The organism is Paenarthrobacter sp. TA1.8 (assembly GCF_048595705.1).
Lineage (GTDB): Bacteria > Actinomycetota > Actinomycetes > Actinomycetales > Micrococcaceae > Arthrobacter > Arthrobacter nitroguajacolicus.
In genome coordinates this window covers 768,689-785,482 of sequence record NZ_CP184287.1, presented here as the reverse complement: position 1 = coordinate 785,482, position 16,794 = coordinate 768,689, and the positions used below count along the sequence as shown (strand labels likewise).

General features: G+C 62.4%; 16 protein-coding genes. 11 read left to right on the top strand and 5 right to left on the bottom strand.

The genetic code is table 11. The features are described 5' to 3' along the window. The first annotated feature begins 5 nt into the window (after positions 1–5). The 7 genes from ACNAOT_RS03930 to ACNAOT_RS03900 all read left to right on the top strand — a co-directional run bounded on the left by ACNAOT_RS03930 (position 6) and on the right by ACNAOT_RS03900 (position 6,251). A complete protein-coding gene (locus tag ACNAOT_RS03930; RefSeq protein ID WP_420180106.1) occupies positions 6–1,169 on the top strand; it encodes a Gfo/Idh/MocA family protein in 1,164 nt (387 codons plus the stop codon). A gap of 1 nt (position 1,170) precedes the next feature. After that, a complete protein-coding gene (locus tag ACNAOT_RS03925) occupies positions 1,171–2,172 on the top strand; it encodes a sugar phosphate isomerase/epimerase family protein (RefSeq protein WP_420180105.1) in 1,002 nt (333 codons plus the stop codon). 231 nt (positions 2,173–2,403) lie between these two features. Beyond that, positions 2,404–3,432, top strand: coding sequence for a Gfo/Idh/MocA family protein (locus ACNAOT_RS03920; protein ID WP_420180104.1), 1,029 nt, complete (start codon positions 2,404–2,406; stop codon positions 3,430–3,432). Further along, a complete protein-coding gene (locus tag ACNAOT_RS03915) occupies positions 3,429–3,899 on the top strand; it encodes a heme-degrading domain-containing protein (RefSeq protein ID WP_420180103.1) in 471 nt (156 codons plus the stop codon). Before ACNAOT_RS03920 ends, ACNAOT_RS03915 begins: the two co-directional genes overlap by 4 nt. Before the next feature lie 86 nt (positions 3,900–3,985). Beyond that, on the top strand, positions 3,986–4,378 hold the full coding sequence (locus ACNAOT_RS03910; protein WP_091465264.1) for a hypothetical protein: 393 nt from the start codon (positions 3,986–3,988) through the stop codon (positions 4,376–4,378). 3 nt (positions 4,379–4,381) lie between these two features. Beyond that, the gene (locus ACNAOT_RS03905; protein WP_420180102.1) at positions 4,382–5,086 is read left to right on the top strand and encodes an RES domain-containing protein; all 705 of its coding nucleotides are present in this window, start codon (positions 4,382–4,384) and stop codon (positions 5,084–5,086) included. A gap of 133 nt (positions 5,087–5,219) precedes the next feature. Then, a complete protein-coding gene (locus ACNAOT_RS03900) occupies positions 5,220–6,251 on the top strand; it encodes an LLM class flavin-dependent oxidoreductase (protein ID WP_420180101.1) in 1,032 nt (343 codons plus the stop codon). A 10-nt stretch (positions 6,252–6,261) separates the two neighbouring features. On the opposite strand, the gene ACNAOT_RS03895 is transcribed toward ACNAOT_RS03900, so the two are convergent. The 4 genes from ACNAOT_RS03895 to ACNAOT_RS03880 form a co-directional block, all read right to left on the bottom strand. After that, positions 6,262–7,638, bottom strand: a complete 1,377-nt coding sequence (locus ACNAOT_RS03895; protein WP_420180100.1) for a type II toxin-antitoxin system HipA family toxin — start codon at positions 7,636–7,638, stop codon at positions 6,262–6,264. Further along, on the bottom strand, positions 7,638–7,922 hold the full coding sequence (locus tag ACNAOT_RS03890) for a helix-turn-helix transcriptional regulator (protein WP_166660214.1): 285 nt from the start codon (positions 7,920–7,922) through the stop codon (positions 7,638–7,640). The genes ACNAOT_RS03895 and ACNAOT_RS03890 overlap by 1 nt, the downstream gene beginning before the upstream one ends. Positions 7,923–8,026: 104 nt before the next feature. Further along, positions 8,027–8,695 carry a response regulator gene (locus ACNAOT_RS03885; protein ID WP_091465257.1) on the bottom strand — a complete coding sequence of 223 codons (669 nt, stop codon included), beginning with the start codon at positions 8,693–8,695 and terminating at the stop codon, positions 8,027–8,029. Continuing rightward, the gene (locus tag ACNAOT_RS03880; protein ID WP_420181114.1) at positions 8,692–10,326 is read right to left on the bottom strand and encodes an ATP-binding protein; all 1,635 of its coding nucleotides are present in this window, start codon (positions 10,324–10,326) and stop codon (positions 8,692–8,694) included. The genes ACNAOT_RS03885 and ACNAOT_RS03880 overlap by 4 nt, the downstream gene beginning before the upstream one ends. Before the next feature lie 300 nt (positions 10,327–10,626). On the opposite strand from ACNAOT_RS03880, the gene ACNAOT_RS03875 reads away from it, so the two are divergent. From ACNAOT_RS03875 to ACNAOT_RS03860, 4 genes are read left to right on the top strand one after another with little or no spacing between them, the layout of a single operon-like run. Beyond that, the gene (locus ACNAOT_RS03875) at positions 10,627–11,631 is read left to right on the top strand and encodes a Bug family tripartite tricarboxylate transporter substrate binding protein (RefSeq protein ID WP_420180099.1); all 1,005 of its coding nucleotides are present in this window, start codon (positions 10,627–10,629) and stop codon (positions 11,629–11,631) included. Further along, positions 11,628–12,131, top strand: a complete 504-nt coding sequence (locus ACNAOT_RS03870) for a tripartite tricarboxylate transporter TctB family protein (protein ID WP_091465253.1) — start codon at positions 11,628–11,630, stop codon at positions 12,129–12,131. Before ACNAOT_RS03875 ends, ACNAOT_RS03870 begins: the two co-directional genes overlap by 4 nt. Beyond that, positions 12,131–13,717 (top strand): tripartite tricarboxylate transporter permease, encoded by a 1,587-nt coding sequence (locus ACNAOT_RS03865; RefSeq protein WP_420180098.1) that lies wholly within the window; start codon positions 12,131–12,133, stop codon positions 13,715–13,717. Before ACNAOT_RS03870 ends, ACNAOT_RS03865 begins: the two co-directional genes overlap by 1 nt. Beyond that, a complete protein-coding gene (locus ACNAOT_RS03860) occupies positions 13,714–14,106 on the top strand; it encodes a universal stress protein (RefSeq protein ID WP_091465250.1) in 393 nt (130 codons plus the stop codon). Before ACNAOT_RS03865 ends, ACNAOT_RS03860 begins: the two co-directional genes overlap by 4 nt. Positions 14,107–14,170: 64 nt before the next feature. Here ACNAOT_RS03860 and ACNAOT_RS03855 read toward each other — a convergent pair whose 3' ends face one another. Then, the gene (locus tag ACNAOT_RS03855; protein ID WP_420180097.1) at positions 14,171–16,762 is read right to left on the bottom strand and encodes a GH32 C-terminal domain-containing protein; all 2,592 of its coding nucleotides are present in this window, start codon (positions 16,760–16,762) and stop codon (positions 14,171–14,173) included. Between the last annotated feature and the right edge of the window lie 32 nt (positions 16,763–16,794).

The window sequence follows — 16,794 nt, the reverse complement described above, 5'->3', positions numbered from 1 at the left end:
ACATCATGACTATCCCTACCCCCTCCCCGCTGGGCGTTGCGGTCATCGGCTACGCCTTCATGGGCAAGGCACACTCAAACGCGTGGCGGAACGTAGCCAGCTTCTTCGACGTTCCGGCCTTCGAGCAGAAAGTGCTCGTCGGCCGGGACGCCACCCAGGTGGCCGAAGCTGCTGCCAAGTACGGCTGGGCCGAGTCCGCCACGGACTGGCGTTCCGTCATCGAACGGGACGACATTCACATCGTGGACATCTGCGCACCTGGCTGGATGCACGCCGAAATCGCGACTGCCGCCCTGGAAGCGGGCAAGCACGTCCTGGTGGAGAAGCCGCTCGCCAACACTCTCGGCGAGGCTGAGTCCATGGTCGCCGCTGCCGCTTCAGCCCGGAGCCGCGGCGTGCAGTCGATGATCGGCTTCAACTACCGCCGGGTCCCCGCATTGGCACTGGCACGTGAACTCATCGCTGAAGGCCGCCTCGGCACCGTACGGCACATCCGCGCTGCGTACTTGCAGGACTGGTTGACCGACGCCGAATCCCCCATGACCTGGCGCCTCCGTAAGGAGACGGCCGGCTCCGGCGCACTGGGCGACATCGCTTCGCACGCCATCGACCAGATCCTGTACCTCCTGAACGATTCCGTTACCGAGGTTTCCGGCCGTCTTCAGACCTTTGTTGACCAGCGCCCCGGCGCTGAAGGACTGGAAGATGTCACGGTCGACGACGCCGCTTGGGTTAACCTCACGCTCGCCTCCGGAGCCATCGCCTCGGTGGAAGCCTCCCGCGTGGCTACGGGCCAGAAGAACTCCCTCAGGCTCGAGATCTACGGTTCGCTCGGTTCGCTGACGTTCGACCTGGAGAACCTCAACGAACTCAATTTCATGGACAATACAGTGCCAGTTCGTGAACAGGGATTCCGGAGGATCCTGGTCAACGAACCCGAGCACCCGTACCTCGGAGCGTGGTGGCCGCAGGGTCACATCATTGGCTGGGAGCACACTTTCACCCACCAGATCCGGGACTTCCTGACCGCAATCGCGGCCGGTGAGGCGCCGTCGCCGTCGTTCGAAGAGGGCCTGAACGTCCAGCACATCCTGGCGGCCGTGGAAGAATCCGCGGCAGCCAAGGGTTCACTCATCCAGCTCAACGCATCCGTTACTGAAGGAGCCTGACATGCCCCGCCCGTACACCCTGTTCACCGGCCAGTGGGCCGACCTCCCCTTTGAGGAAGTCGCGCGCCTCGCCTCCGGTTGGGGCTATGACGGCCTGGAAATCGCCGTGTCCGGGGACCACCTGGACGCCTGGCGCTGGGACGAGCCCGGCTACGTCGAATCCAAACTCGCCATCCTGGAGAAGTACAACCTGAAGGTCTGGGCCATCTCCAACCACCTCAAGGGCCAGGCCGTGTGCGATGACCCCATCGACTTCCGCCACGAAGCCATCGTCGGCTCCCGGGTTTGGGGCGATGGGGAACCAGAAGGCGTCCGCCAGCGCGCAGCCGAGGAAATGAAGCACACCGCCCGCCTCGCCCGCGCCCTGGGCGTGGATACCGTCGTCGGGTTCACCGGCTCCTCCATCTGGCAGTACGTCGCCATGTTCCCGCCCGTCCCGGAAAAGGTCATCGACGCCGGCTACCAGGACTTCGCTGACCGCTGGAACCCCATCCTGGACGTCTTCGACGAACAAGGCGTCCGTTTCGCCCACGAAGTCCACCCCTCCGAAATCGCCTACGACTACTGGACCACCGTCCGGACCCTCGAAGCGATCGGTCACCGGGAAGCGTTCGGCTTGAACTGGGACCCCTCCCACTTCATGTGGCAGGGCATCGACCCCGTGTCCTTCATCTGGGACTTCAAGGACCGGATCTATCACGTGGACTGCAAGGACACCAAGCTGCGCCCCACCGGCCGGAACACGGTCATGGGCTCCCACCTGCCCTGGGGCGACCCGCGCCGCGGCTGGGACTTCGTCTCCGCCGGACGCGGCGACGTGCCCTGGGAATCGTCCTTCCGCGCCCTCACCGCCATCGGCTACAACGGACCCATCAGCGTCGAGTGGGAAGACGCCGGCATGGACCGCCTCCACGGCGCCCCCGAAGCCCTCGCCGCGCTGAAGAAATTCGACTTCCCCGCGTCGCAAACCTCCTTCGACGCCGCCTTCAGCAGCAAGGACTAGGAAAGGGCCGGCGTGATCCGCCCGACCTGAACAATGACCATAGCGTCCGACGGCGGCGCTGCCGCACGCGTGTTTCGACCGAGGACTGGACCACTCCCCTGCATGCATGGCCACTTTTCGGCGGCCAAGGTACCCTCAACGTCAACAGCTGGTCGCCGGACTCCGGGCTCTTGGCGTTTGTGGCGTACCCGCGCGGTGACTGGTTTCAAGATCCAACAAAGGACTAAGCACGTGACGCTAAGCAATGGCACCTCCGACGGAACGATCCGCTGGGGAATCCTCGGCACAGGATTTATCGCCGGGCTCCAAACGCAGGACCTAAAGGAGAACGGCTTCGCAGTGCAGGCCGTCGGCTCGCGCTCCTTGGAATCGAGCAAGGCGTTCGCAGAACAGTACGGCGTTGCCACGGCGCATGGCAGCTATGAGGATTTGGTGGCCGACCCTTTGGTTGACGTGGTCTACATCGCCACGCCCCACCCCTTCCATCACGCCAACGCGCTGCTGGCGTTGAACGCGGGCAAGCACGTGCTGGTGGAGAAAGCGTTCACCATGAACGCCCGCGAGGCACAGGACATCGTTGACCTGGCAGAGTCCAAGGGGCTTGTGGCCTTGGAGGCCATGTGGACGCGGTTCCTGCCGCACATGATCCGTCTCCGGGACGTTATTGCCGCCGGCGCTATTGGCGATGTCCGGAAGGTGGTGGCCACACATAACCAGAGCCTTCCCAAGGATCCTGCCCACCGGCTCAACGATCCCGCACTCGGTGGCGGAGCGCTGCTCGACTTGGGCATTTACCCTATCTCCTTTGCTTTCGACATTTTAGGCACGCCTGCGTCGATCAAGGCCAGCGCCTCCATGTCGGCTACCGGCGTGGACCGCCAAACGGCGGCAATCTTCGAATACGCCAGCGGTGCCCAAGCAATTGTGGATTGCGAGCTCGACGCCGCCAGCGCCAACCGTGCCATGGTCATCGGGACCGACGGGTGGATCGACATCGATCACACCTGGTACAACCCGGTTCCGTTCACGGTTCACGCCGTGGATGGCACTGTTGTGGAGCGCTACGACCAGCCCGTGAACAGCCGGGGCATGCAGTACCAGGCAGCAGAACTCGAACGCCTGATCCGCGCCGGCGAAACTGCGGGGATCATCCTGCCGCCGGCCGAGACCGTGGCCATCATGGCGGCTATGGATGAGATTCGGAAGCAAATCGGCCTTCGCTACGAATCTGACGCTGTCCTGGAAGGAACCCAAGAATGAGTGATTCACCGCGCCTTGCCGAACTCCGTCAGCAGGAAGAAGAACTGGTCTTCGCAAGCTTCGACAACCACGATGCCTGGCGGCTCGGCTCGCTGATCGCCAACCACGCCATTGCATCGGAGTTCGGCGTGGCTATAGATATCCGGCGGCACAACGTTGTCCTCTTCCGCTGCGTCCTGCCCGGTTCCACCGCCGACCAGGAAGAGTGGATCCGCCGCAAGTCGGCAGCCGTGCTGCGGTTCGAGCACAGCACGGCGCTGTTGGGTGAGCAGTTTGCCGAACGTAACCCCCTTGGCGGCGGGTGGCTGGCCCCGGAGGACTACACGCTCGACGGCGGTTCGTTCCCCATCCGGGTCCGCGGCGCCGGCGTGATCGGCGCGATCACGGTGTCCGGCTTGTCGTCTGACGAGGACCACCAGATGGTGGTGGGCGGAATCCGCAACTATCTGAAGACGGTGGGGGTTTAGGGCGCTACGCACCTTGATATTTAGGGTGTGATCAAGATTGTGTTTCAACCGTTGAAACGACGTGTCAGTCGTGTCAGTATGGGGTAATGACAGCAGTTGCAGGGGCCCGCGGAGGGCTCAAGGCCCACCAGGATTCCATCAGGTTGCCCGAGGCTGAGCTGGTCCGTGACCTCAGGGACATTCTGGGCGCAAAGCTTGTCGCCTACATCGGCTCGGTGAAGGAAACCCGCGCGGTACGACAATGGGCCGACGGCGAGCGAAAACCCTCTGCGGAGGTCATGACCCGTCTCCGGCACGCCTACCACGTCGCCGCCCTGTTAGCCGAGCGCGACTCCAGGGCTGTAGTCCAGGCCTGGTTTCAGGGTATGAACCCGCAATTGGACGACGTCCCACCAGCCAGGCTGCTGCGCGAAGGGCATGTTGATGAGGCAGCACAATCGGTCCTTGCCGCTGCCCGGGCCTTCGCGGCCGTCAGCTAACGGATGGCGGAGAACGAACCGGCCATCATCCCAGCGTCTGAAACGGTGTGGCGCATCGGATTCCTCCCCGAACCCTGGGCATGGAGCGGATGGGAATGGGCCGCCGATGGGCGCTTCCCCGGCCGCTGGGATGATGTACACGGCAACTTCCGTACCGTCTATGCAGGGTCAAGCCTAAAGGCGTGCCTTCTAGAGGTCCTCGCCGGTTTCCGGCCCGACCCTCGGCTCGCTTCGGAACTGGACGCGATTGTAGAAGACGACGAGGACCAAGTGCTGTATCCGAGCGTTCCTCCAGGGGAAGTCCCCCGGGAATGGCTGGAGGCTCGCGCCGCGACCCGTGCCGAGCTCTCCGGGCACTACTGCGCCGTCACCGCATCCCAAACCGTGGCAGCCCTGTACCCGCAATTTATCGCCGTGGCCTTGAGCCTCGGACTGGCTGACTTTGATGCCGCAGCGTTGAAGGATGCCAAGCCCCGGAAACTGACTCAGGCCATCGCGGCCTGGCTCTACGAGCGAACAACAGTCGACGGGGTCACGTTTGCCTCCAGGCATGGCGACGACCTTCGCTTGTGGGCGGTGTTTGAGCGGCCGGAAGACCCCGCGGTCAGCCCGAAACTTGGTCAAACGCAGATGGTTGATCTCGACCATGATGCTGAGGCCATTAAGGAAGCATTCGTAACCCTCAAGCTCACGTGGCGCTATGAATAGTGCATTTCTCGGCATCTTCAGCCCCACCTTGGCACGCAGCCGCGCCCATCACAAAAGGTAACCTCCCGCCGTCGTCGTCCGTACCGGCACTTAGTCTGGGCAGTAGCCGCCCCGCCAAACGCGAAGGAATGCCATGCCCAGCCCTGAAAGTCCCCTCCGCAAGCTCGGATTCCTGACCATCGGGCTGTTCGACCCCGCTGATCCAGCTGCCGGCCACCGGTCGACGTTGGAGATCATCGAGCTCGGCGAGCACTTGGGATTCGACAGTGCCTGGTTACGCCACCGTCACCTGCAGTTCGGCGTCTCCTCCCCTGTCGCGGTGATGGCCGCCGCCAGCCAGCGCACGTCCAGGATTGAGCTCGGCACCGCAGTGACCCCGCTGGGCTGGGAGAATCCCTTACGGCTGGCGGAGGACCTGGCCACGGTGGATCTGCTCGCCGGGGGACGGATTAATCCGGGCCTGAGCGTGGGTGAACCGATGCACTACGACACCGTGAAGCACCATCTATACGCCGACTCTTGGGATGTCGAAGACTTCAGCTATGACCGCGTAGAGCGGTTTGCCCGTCTGGTCGCCGGCGAAAAAGTGAGGGACTTCTCCGGCAAGCAGGGCGTTGTGGAGGAATTCTCCAACCGGGTGGAGCCGCACTCTCCCGGACTACGCAGCCGTCTTTGGTACGGGGCGGGAAGCATGAAGTCCGCCGTGTGGGCGGGGGCAAACGGCTTCAACTTGCTCTCCAGCAGCGTGATTTTCCCCGACAAGGATCAGGAACCGGACTTCGCCAAGGTACAGCAAGCGCAGATTCGGGCCTACCGCGAGGCCGCCCTCGCGTCCGGAAATACTGCCAGGGCGTCGCAGGGCTTAGTGGTGATCCCTACCGATTCCGCCTCGAATGCGCAGCGGGAGAAGTACCAGCGGTACGTCGACGAACGCACCCCGCGCACGAGTTCTCCGCAGGGGCCCAAGGGCATGCTGTTCGCCCGGGATCTGATCGGCACCAGCGACGAAATCGCCGAGCAACTGTACGCCAATGCGGGTTTCCAGGAAGTTGACGAGGTGGCTTTCGCGCTACCCTTCAGCTTCGACCACGATGACTACGTGCAGATCCTCACCGACATCGCGGCAAAACTGGGCCCGGCTTTGGGGTGGAAACCGACTGCATGAGATGAGTCGCTCAGTTCCTTCGGCGAAAGTGCCCCCGAACAAGTTTCCCCGCACGCATATGCTCGGGCACCCATACATCACCGTGCGATTTCGGGGGTACCGGCGTAGACGGTCGGCCCATGTCTATCACAGCAGGGGCGGGAGCCAGGGATGCCATTCGCTTGGCATTCTCACCTTCGAAAGCCTTGGTCATGTAGTCAAGAGAGTCAGGTTCAGCTCCGAGGTTGAGGGCCTCCTCCCTCCAGTGGGATACCGCGTTGGCGACCTGCTGCAGCCGTCCAATGGCTGCGTTCCTTGTCAGTCGAAAAGCATCCGCGTACTCCAGCAGGTCCCGAACGTCCCTGTCGAAGAGTCCGCCATTTGGGGTGAGCGGCGTTTCTGATGTACCTGTCGGCACCGGGTTCACGTCGAACGACGGTGACAGGCGCCAGCCTTTATTGGTTCGCAGAAGCCCGTGGTTTCTCATGTGGTCATCGGTGTTGTTGACCATGGCAATGAAAGCGGCGCGGCTGAACATCTCATTGGCATCCTGAGCGGGTTCCGCTGAGATATGTGCAACTTCGGAAGCGATTTTCACATAATCAGGGTGCGAGTACGTGTCCAGCTGGAGGGCCGTGCGCACACTCATGTACGGGATACGCCGCTCACCGTCGCGGTCAAACCGCCGGGTGAGGAAGATGTGGGAGAACTCCGAAAGCTGCATGAGCCGCGACTCTGCGACCCTTATGCCTGCCCGCTGCTGGAGTCGGATGGCAACCATTTCCCATAGTTGCACGTTACCGACGTCCGATGTCTTCGGGAACTTTGCCAACAGCATGGATTCGTCGTCGTCCCGTACCCATGCTTTGGGCTGAGCGCCGCCAGGAGAAGAACCGGCGCCTATGAGTAAGGAGTTCTCCGCCTTGACCTCTCCCGTTTCAGCGAAGAGCCTGGCTTCTTGCGCGAGGACCCTGAGGTCGCGAATTCCTGCACCCCGGCCCCATGAAGACAGGAACTGGCCTTTCTCCCTGAAGCGAAGTGCGCCCTGCCTGGTCGCATCATTGACCAACAGCAGGTAGCCGGCTTCCCCTGTAGGCGGAATGCGGCCGGTCCCCTTGGCGATAGCCTGTTGGCGCAGTTCCTCGAACAAAAGCTTCTTGCCCCAGTCATCCGGGGAGGCATCCTGGAACGCCCCGAATAGCTCGCGGCCCTGTGTTGGGCTCTGGGGGCCGCGTCGCAAGGGTAGCTCCGGGGAGACTTCGAATGCTTCTGCAGAGGACATCCAGCTGTCAGCGTAGGTGAAGGAGAGGTGCTCCCGAGAGGAAAGCCCATCCGTTTCAATGTCCATCACGCCGGCCAGGGTCTCGTTAACGAGCACCTCCACGCGCCTGATCGTTCGGGCAGCCACTATTTCCTCCTAGGGGCGCGCTGCCTGCCGAGCAGGTGTGCCCGCGCCCTGCCAAGATCAGTATTCAGGGGATCGACAGCACTAATGAGGTCTTCAGCAATGCCCAACACAGAGGCAATCTTCATCAGGTGCTCGATCTTTCCCCCCTCACCTGTTTCCAGGCGCATGAGCGTAGGACGCGATACATCAGCACGTTCAGCGACAAGCTCCTGAGACAAGCCCAGAATGATGCGCCGACTCCGCAGGTTCTCACCCAGACGGCGCATTCCCTCACTACTGTTCATGTAGCTATCTTGTGACATTATTTGAGTTAATGCAACAAAATAGCTACCTTAGGTAGTCCCTCTGGACGGCCGTGAGGCAGCGCCTGCATGCAGCGCCCAGCGGATCACCGCCCCTTCAGCACGTATCGCCTTTCAGGGCGTCCGACGCCGTATTTGAGTCTGACCTCCAGCGCCCCCTCGTCGTGGAGGTACTCAAGGTAACGCCTGGCGCTCACGCGGGAGGTACCCAACTGCTCGGCGAGCTCGGCGGCAGAGAGGTCACCCGGCGCTGTTTTCAGTGCTGATTCAACAAGTTCGAGCGTCTCCACGCTGCAGCCTTTAGGCAGGGTCCGCTCGGAAACGCCCAAGCCGAAGACGCGGTTCACGTCGGACTGCTCGGCCTCCACCTTGGAGGCGTCCAAGCCTTGGTAAGCACTGAGGTAATGCTCCAGCCTCTCCTGCAGATCGGCCTGGGAGAAGGGTTTGATGAGGTAGTGGACGATCCCGCCGCGCAAGGCCTTTCGGACGGTTTCCACCTCGCGGGCAGCGCTGATCACCAGTACATCAAGGTCCGGTGCAACATCGCGCAGCTGGTGCATGAGTTCCAACCCGTTGATGTCCGGGAGATGGATGTCCAGCAACACGAGGTCGGGCTGGAGCCTTTGCGTTTCCACCAGGGCCTGAGCACCCGTATGTGCTACGCCCACCACCCCGAAGCCCGGCGTCCGTTGGATGAACCCGGCGTGGACCTTGGCCACCATGAAGTCGTCGTCGACGATCAGTACCTTGATCACGGCTGCATTGTCCCCTTCGTGGAGTCTAGTTTGTTGGAGTCGGAGCCGGGTTGGTCCGAGTTAGAGGTCTTTTTGTTGAAGCGTGCAGTGAACACTGCCCCGTCATCATTGGACACCGTCAGGTCACCTCCGGAGCGCCGGCAGATGACCCGTGACAACGCCAACCCAAAGCCCCGCGCATCGCCCGGTCCAGGCTCTTTCGTGGAGAAGCCTTGTCGGAAAATATCCTCTGCGGAGCCGGAAGGAACGCCGGGGCCGTTGTCCCTGACGGTGACCGTGGCGGCGTCACCCGAGTTAACCACCAGCACTTGGACCGAGGCCCCGGGAAGTCCAGTAACGGCGTCGAACGCGTTATCCACCAGGTTTCCCACCACGGTGGTGAGGTCGCGCGACAGTTCCTCATTGACGCGCGGCAGGGCGGACTTCGGATCCAGCTTCAGCTCCACTCCGCGCTCCGTTGCCAGGCTGGCCTTGGCAATCAGCAGGGCTGCGAGCGCAGGGTCCTCGATGCGGCTGGTGACGTCGTCGTTGAGCCGCGTCCGGTCCACGGTGACTCCGTTGACGAACTGCACCACGGAATCGTATTCGCCTATCTGGATCAGACCGGAGATGACGTGGAGTTGATTGGCGAACTCGTGGGCTTGGGCCCGCAAAGTGTCGGTCACGGTCTTGGTAGCGCCGAGTTCACTCTCCAGGGAGGACAGCTCCGTCCGGTCCCTCAACGTGGTGACGGAACCGATGTCGCGTCCGTGGGAACGCAGGGCAACGCGGTTCATGACCACCAGCCTCTCCCCCACGAGGACCAATTGATCCGCGTCTGACTGTTCGCGGGTGAGGACTATTTTCAGCGCAGGGTCTACGTGGAGGGATCGCAACTTCTTACCCACACAGTCCGGCGGCAGGCCAAGGAGCTGCCTGGCGCTTTCGTTGGCCACCGTGATGCGCTCGTGGGGATCCAGAGCGACCACGCCTTCCTTCAGGCCCTGCAGCATCGCTTCACGGTTCTCCACGAGACCGGTGATTTCCCGAGGTTCCATACCGAGGGTTTGCCGTTTGACGCGGCGGGACAACAGGAGGGATCCGGCGACGCCCAGGACGCTGGCGACACCGAGATAGGTGAGCAAGTTGGGAACGGCGTCGCCTAGTCGCTCAATGGTGGATGGGTAATTCCTGCTGATGGACGCAACGCCTATGACGTTTCCGGAATCGTCCAGGACGGGGACGTGGGCGGACAGCACTGCTCCGCTGCTGCCTGGCAGGACACCTGTCCAGGCGCGCCCTTCCATCACTTGGCTCTCACCTAACGGCAGGGGTTGTCCCAACAGGCTGGGATCCGATGATGCCACCACGGTGCCGTCAAGTTTGGCGAGTGCCACATGTGATGATCCCGAAACGGTTCGCACGGATTCGGCCACGGCCGGGAGGGCTGAGCCCACGCGCGGTTCGGCCTCCGGCAGCAGCGCGCGGACAGTGGGGTTGCTGCCCAAGGCTTCAGCAGCCAGCAGTGCACGACGCCCTTCATTCCGCTCGAAGGTGGCGGCGGATTGGGCCAGTGAAATGGCAACAACGGCAACCAGAACTGCCAGGACGATCAGCAACTGCAGCACAAGGTACTGCCCTGCCAGGGACATGCCTCTTCTTCGAGACAATCGAGTGAGTCGAGTCACTGCCGGGTTCCTTCGGTGGCGCCTGGGAGGGGAGGGGCTGACAACAGCTTCCCCGTGGCGTATCGGAACTATACCCCAGCAGCACACAAGACCCCAGCGGCACGTAAGACCAGTTCAGATGGCAGAAACACGTGAACGCAATGAACTTAAAGATCACTGCGAACACAAGAGTGATCCCTGTCACTTACGCGCCTAGCATCAAATCAACGGGGCACAACGCTGTTCGCCCTACACCGAATTTTCGATGATGAGAAGAGGAACACCATGCGCCAGATCCGCGCATTGCGAGTCGCCGCCGTCGCCGCCGGCATCGCCCTGATAGCCACCGGCTGCGGTGCCACAGGTAAGTCCACCGGTTCTGACAGCACCGGCGCAGCAGGACCCATCACCGGACTCCAGATCATGGTTCCAAACACTCCCGGAGGTGGCTACGACACCACCGCACGGGCAGCAGCCAAGGTACTGGACGACGAGAAGATCTCCACCAACACCGAGGTGTTCAACCTTGCCGGCGCCGGCGGAACGGTTGGTCTTGCCCGCATCGTCAACGAAAAGGGCAACGGCGACCTCACCATGCTCATGGGCCTGGGCGTTGTTGGAGCAAGCTACACCAACAAGTCCGAGTCGAAGCTGACTGAGACCACCCCGCTGGCAAAACTCATCGAGGAACCCGGCGCCATCATGGTCAGCAAGGACTCCCCGTACAAGACCATCGATGACCTGGTGACGGCGTGGAAGGCCAACCCCGCTTCCATCGCAGTTGGTGGCGGCTCTTCGCCCGGCGGCCCGGACCACCTCCTGCCCATGCAGTTGGCCGGCGCGGTGGGCATCGACGCCACCAAGGTCAACTTCGTCTCTTACGACGGCGGTGGCGACCTTTTGCCCGCCATCCTCGGTAACAAGCTGGGCTTCGCCGCTTCCGGCGCCGGCGAGTACCTGCAGCAGATCAAGTCCGGTGAAGTCCGCGTCCTGGCCACCAGTGGTGAGAACCGGCTGGAAGGCGTTGACGCTCCGACGCTGAAGGAATCCAACATCGACCTCGTCTTCACCAACTGGCGTGGCATCGTAGCCCCTCCGGGCATCAGCGAGGACGACAAGAAGTCCCTGATCGCCGCCCTTGAGAAGATGCACGCCTCCGCCGGCTGGAAGGAAGCACTCAAAACCCACAGCTGGACCGACGCTTTCGTTACCGGCGATGAATTCCAGACGTTCCTGACAGACCAGGACAAGCGGGTGGCGGACGTCCTGACCAAGCTCGGGTTGGCGTGAGCTCCTTAGCCACAGGCCTGAAAGGCCGCGCCGAGCTGGGGGTAGCCCTCCTGCTCGGCGTGGTCGGCGTCCTGGTCTTCCTGGACGCGAACGGCCTGGTCACCCCTTACTCGCAGTCGGACCCGGTGGGTCCGAAGACCGTCCCGTTCATTGTTTCCGGTCTACTGATCATCTGTGCCGTTCTGCTTGCCATCAATGTCCTCCGCGGCGGCAAAGGTGAAGCCGAGGGCGGCGAAGACGTTGACCTGGCACACCCCGCCGACTGGAAGACTGTCCTTCCGCTGGCCGGAGCGTTCATCCTGAATATCCTGCTCATCGACTGGGCAGGCTGGGTCATTTCGGGAACGGTCCTCTTCTGGGGCAGCGTGCTGGCACTCGGCAGCCGACGCTACATCCGTGACGGCCTTATTTCCGTTGCTTTATCCTTGCTCACCTTCTACGGCTTCTACCTCGGCCTGGGCATCGCGTTGCCGGCCGGGCTCCTGGAAGGAATCCTCTAATGGACGTCTGGTCCTCCCTGATGGACGGTTTCGCGACCGCCCTGACCCCCATGAACCTCTTGTTCGCCGTGATCGGCGTACTCTTGGGCACCGCCGTCGGCGTCCTTCCCGGGCTGGGCCCGGCCATGACTGTGGCGTTGCTGCTTCCGGTCACCGCCGCCCTGGAGCCCACCAGCGCCTTCATCATGTTCGCCGGCATTTACTACGGCGGCATGTTCGGCGGTTCCACCACTTCCATCCTCCTCAATACACCTGGTGAATCGTCGTCGGTGGTGACGGCCATCGAAGGCAACAAGATGGCCAAAGCCGGCAGGGCCGCACAGGCGCTTGCCACGGCGGCCATCGGCTCGTTCATCGCCGGAACCATTGGCACCGCGCTACTGGCGGTCTTCGCACCCATCGTGGTGCAGTTCGCCGTCAGCCTGGGTGCTCCCAGCTACTTTGCCATCATGGTCCTCGCACTGCTGGCGGTGACCGCCGTCCTTGGCTCGTCCAGGCTCCGCGGCTTTGCGTCACTGGCCCTTGGTTTGGCCATCGGACTGGTGGGCATCGACTCCGTGACCGGCCAACGCCGCCTGACCTTTGGTCAGCCGCTATTGGTGGATGGTTTGGACATTGTGGTGGTCGCCGTCGCGATCTTCGCCGTGGGTGAAGCCCTCTGGGTTGCGGCCCACCTGCGTCGCACGCCGCTTCATGTCATCCCCGTGGGTCGTCCCTGGATGGGCAAGAAGGACTGGGGACGTTCCTGGAAGCCCTGGCTTCGCGGCACCGCTTTTGGCTTCCCGTTCGGTGCCCTGCCCGCTGGTGGCGCCGAGATCCCCACGTTCCTCTCCTATGTCACTGAGAAACGGCTCACCAAGCACCCGGAAGAATTCGGCAAGGGCGCTATTGAAGGCGTCGCCGGACCAGAGGCTGCCAACAACGCTGCCGCTGCCGGTACCCTGACTCCGATGCTCGCCCTCGGCCTGCCCACCAACGCAACAGCCGCCGTCATGCTCGCAGCCTTCACCTCCTACGGCATTCAACCCGGCCCGCAGTTGTTTTCCAGCCAGGGCCCGCTGGTCTGGGCGCTCATTGCGAGCCTCTTCATCGGCAACTTCCTGCTCCTGCTCATCAACCTGCCCCTGGCGCCTGTATGGGCCAAGCTGCTGCAACTCCCCCGCCCGTACCTTTACGCGGGCATCCTGTTCTTCGCGACGCTGGGTGCGTACTCGGTCAACCTGCAGGCTTTCGATCTTGTGCTCCTGCTGGTGCTCGGTGCCCTCGGATTCATGATGCGGCGCTTCGGGCTTCCGGTCCTGCCGCTGATCCTCGGCGTCATCCTGGGCCCGCGCATTGAGGGCCAGCTCCGCAAGACACTACAGCTGAGCGCCGGCGATCCCGCAGGCTTGTTCAGCGAGCCAATCGCGATCGTCGTTTACATCATCGTGGCGCTCATCCTGGCCTGGCCGCTGATCTTCAAGCTCGTCCGCCGCAACCGTCCCGTTGCGGCGCTTTCCGGACCCTCCGCTCCTGGCGGTAGCGAAGAGTCCGATTCAGCCCATCATGAGCCCACCCCCACCAAGCACACACAGGAGAAACCATGACCATCGTGGTGGGATACGTCCCCACACCGGAAGGCGAAGCTGCGTTGACGCAGGCCATCGCCGAGGCCAAGAAGAGCAATGCCACCCTGCTGGTCATCAACTCCTCCAAGGGCGACGCCCTGGTGGACAACCGTTACGCACAGGAGCCGGACATCCAGAGCATCGAGGACCGGCTCGCTGATCAGGGCATCCAGCACATCATCAAGCAACCGGTTCGCGGCCACGACGCTGCTGCCGAAGTCCTGGACGCAGCCGACGAGAATGATGCCGATCTGATTGTCATCGGCCTTCGCCGCCGCAGCCCGGTAGGCAAGCTCATCATGGGCAGCGTCTCCCAGCGGATCCTGCTGGAGGCAGACTGCCCGGTCCTGGCGGTCAAAGCGGACTAACTTCAGAAATCACGACGGCGGCTGGTCACCCAGGTGACCAGCCGCCGTCGTTCGTTGGGTCGGGCTAGCCGCCCCACATCGCTGGGTTGAGCGGCGTCACGGTCATGCTTTCAAGACGTGCAGTGCCGCCCTCGGAAAAAACCGAGATGGCGTTGGCGCCGGCGGTTGGAAAGACCTGGTCCGTAATGGTTGTCAGACCGTCCTGTGCGAAGAGCTCCACGGACGCCCGGTCCACATAAATACGCAACCGCAGCCGCCCATTGATCAAATCCACCTTCGCGTCCTCTGCCGAGCTGAAAGCGGGGTGGAAGCTCTCGTTGCCGGAGTTGGTCCTGTCGACGGAAAGCCGCTGAGTGGCCACTGCGTAACCAATCATTGTTGATTCGTTGGCGTTTCCGAGCACTTTCAGGCCGAACGCGGAAGCGCTTCCCGGGGAGAACTCAGCATCAATCTGCACCACGTCGCCTGTGATTGGAAGCGTGGTGGTTCCCGGTTGGAGGTCCTGCGCGGGCGCCGTGTAGGACGCGGCCGTGTTCTTCAACGCGTCCGCCTGTGACACCACCTGCTGCCGCAGCCTCGGACCGGCGGGCGTCTGAGTCAAGACCACCTCGCGCGGCAGGGCCATGCTTCCGCGCCAAGTTGAGGTGGGCGTGTTTTGGCCGTAATCCCAGTTGTTCATCCAGCCAAGCATGATGCGCTTACCACCGGGGGCGTTATTGAAGGAAACCGCGGCATAGTAATCCCGGCCCCAGTCCAGCCAATCGTGTTGCGCCAAATGGGACGCGTCCGAGGAAACGAATTCGTCCGCAAGGATATGCCCCCATCCGCCTCGGTTGTTGTCCACGATCCTGATGGTGGCCTGGCTGCCCTTATAGGCGCTGACGTCCCAAGCGTTCCATTTCAAGTGCTCGGAGTCGGCGCCGGTCGCGGTCCGGACCGTCTGACCGTTGACCACCAGGTTCACTGTTGTTTCGCTGCTGCGGACCTTGGCTGGCTCGGAGCCAAGGACCATGTTGTCCAGCGTCAGATGACCCCAAGGGCCCGTTGCGCTGTCCACGATTCTGACGCGGGCGATCTGGCCGTGCCAGGGGGAAACATCCCAGTTTTGCCAATTCAGGTCCCCAGAGTTGGCGCCGGTCGCAGTGCGGACTGGCACCCCACCCACCAGCAGCTCCACCTGCAGTTGTCCGTCGGTGCGGCTGCCGCCGCCGAGGAGGAAAGCGATATTGGTGTTGGTCAGGTAGAACTCAGGGGACGTGATGGTGCCGACGTTGTTGTCTTGGTAAGGCCCGCCTTCGAAGGTATTGATCCGTTTCCCGATAGCGAATTCGCCGCCCGACGTCGACGGGTTCAGTGCCGCTTGGAAGTCGCCGGCTTGTTGCCAGCCGGCTTGAGTCAGCGTTCCGGAGTAGTCGAAACCGTCAAACAGCAGGTATCCCGGAGGGGCTTGGTTTCCCGATTGCTTCCCGTATTCCTGAGGATGGTTTCCACCACCGACCAGGAAGTTGAGGTAGTCCTTGTCCAGCGTGAAGGGTGCGGATTCCATGGTGCCAACGGGGCTGTCTCCGCCGTTAAAGCTGTTCACCAATCCGGTGCCAATGTGTCCGGTGACTTGCTGTTGGCCCGGAAGGGCCCCTGAGGCTGGTGCACTTGCCCAGGGACCGGAACTGTTGGATGGATCGTTCTGGATGTTCCAGCCGGTGAAGTTGCCGCCGTTGAAACCGGCCAGGACGTCGCCGGGTGGAAGCTGGCCGGCAGGGTCGATGTTGTCGGCGGTGAAAGTTGTCCCGTTGAAGTCCCCAACGAAGTATTGTCCGCCGCTGCCGCCGCCGACCGCACCGGGGTTGATGTTTACGGCCAGCACCCACTTGATGTTGTTGGGGTTGCCATCAATGGGTAGGGGGAACAGGTCAGGACACTCCCACTGCCCACCAACGGCATTTGCCGGGCCGAAATCCGACAGGTAGTTCCAGTCCTTCAGGTTGGTGCTCTTATACAAAAGGACCCGGCGCTCATCGGCTTCCACCGCCGCCATCACCCAATAGTCTGCTCCGGCCGGGTTGTCGTACCAGAAAACCTTGGGGTCCCGGAAGCTGGAGGTATTCCGGTTGAGGACGGGATTGCTGCCGTATTTGGTCCAGCTGTGCCCGTCGTCGAGGCTATAGGCCAGTGATTGGGCCTGTTTGCCGGCCAGACTCGGATGGGCCCCCGTGTAGTTGCTCGTGTACACAGCCACTAAAGGCGGGTTTTGCAAGGTCCCAAACCCGCTGCTGTTCTGGGTGTCTACCACCACTGATCCGGAGAAGATCTCCTCGATGACGTTATTGTTTCCGTCGCGGCCGCGCGGGATGGCGAGCGGCTGTTCCTCCCAGTGGATCAGGTCTGTTGAGGAGGCATGACCCCAGCTCATGTTCCCCCATCCCGTTCCTTCAGGGTTGTACTGGTAGTACATGTGGTACTTGCCGTTGTGGTAGACGAGCCCGTTGGGATCGTTCATCCAGTTGGCCTCGGGTGTGTAGTGCAGATAGGGCCGATACTGCTGCGTGGACGGATCCGGATCGGTGGCCTGTGCAGCATTCGTGGCGATGGTGAACGAAGCGGCGGTGAGGGCCACCACCGTCCCGAGTGACAGCAAAGCTTTGGTGCGTCTGGTCATCTTTGACAGACCTTTCAAGAGTGCTTGCCTGG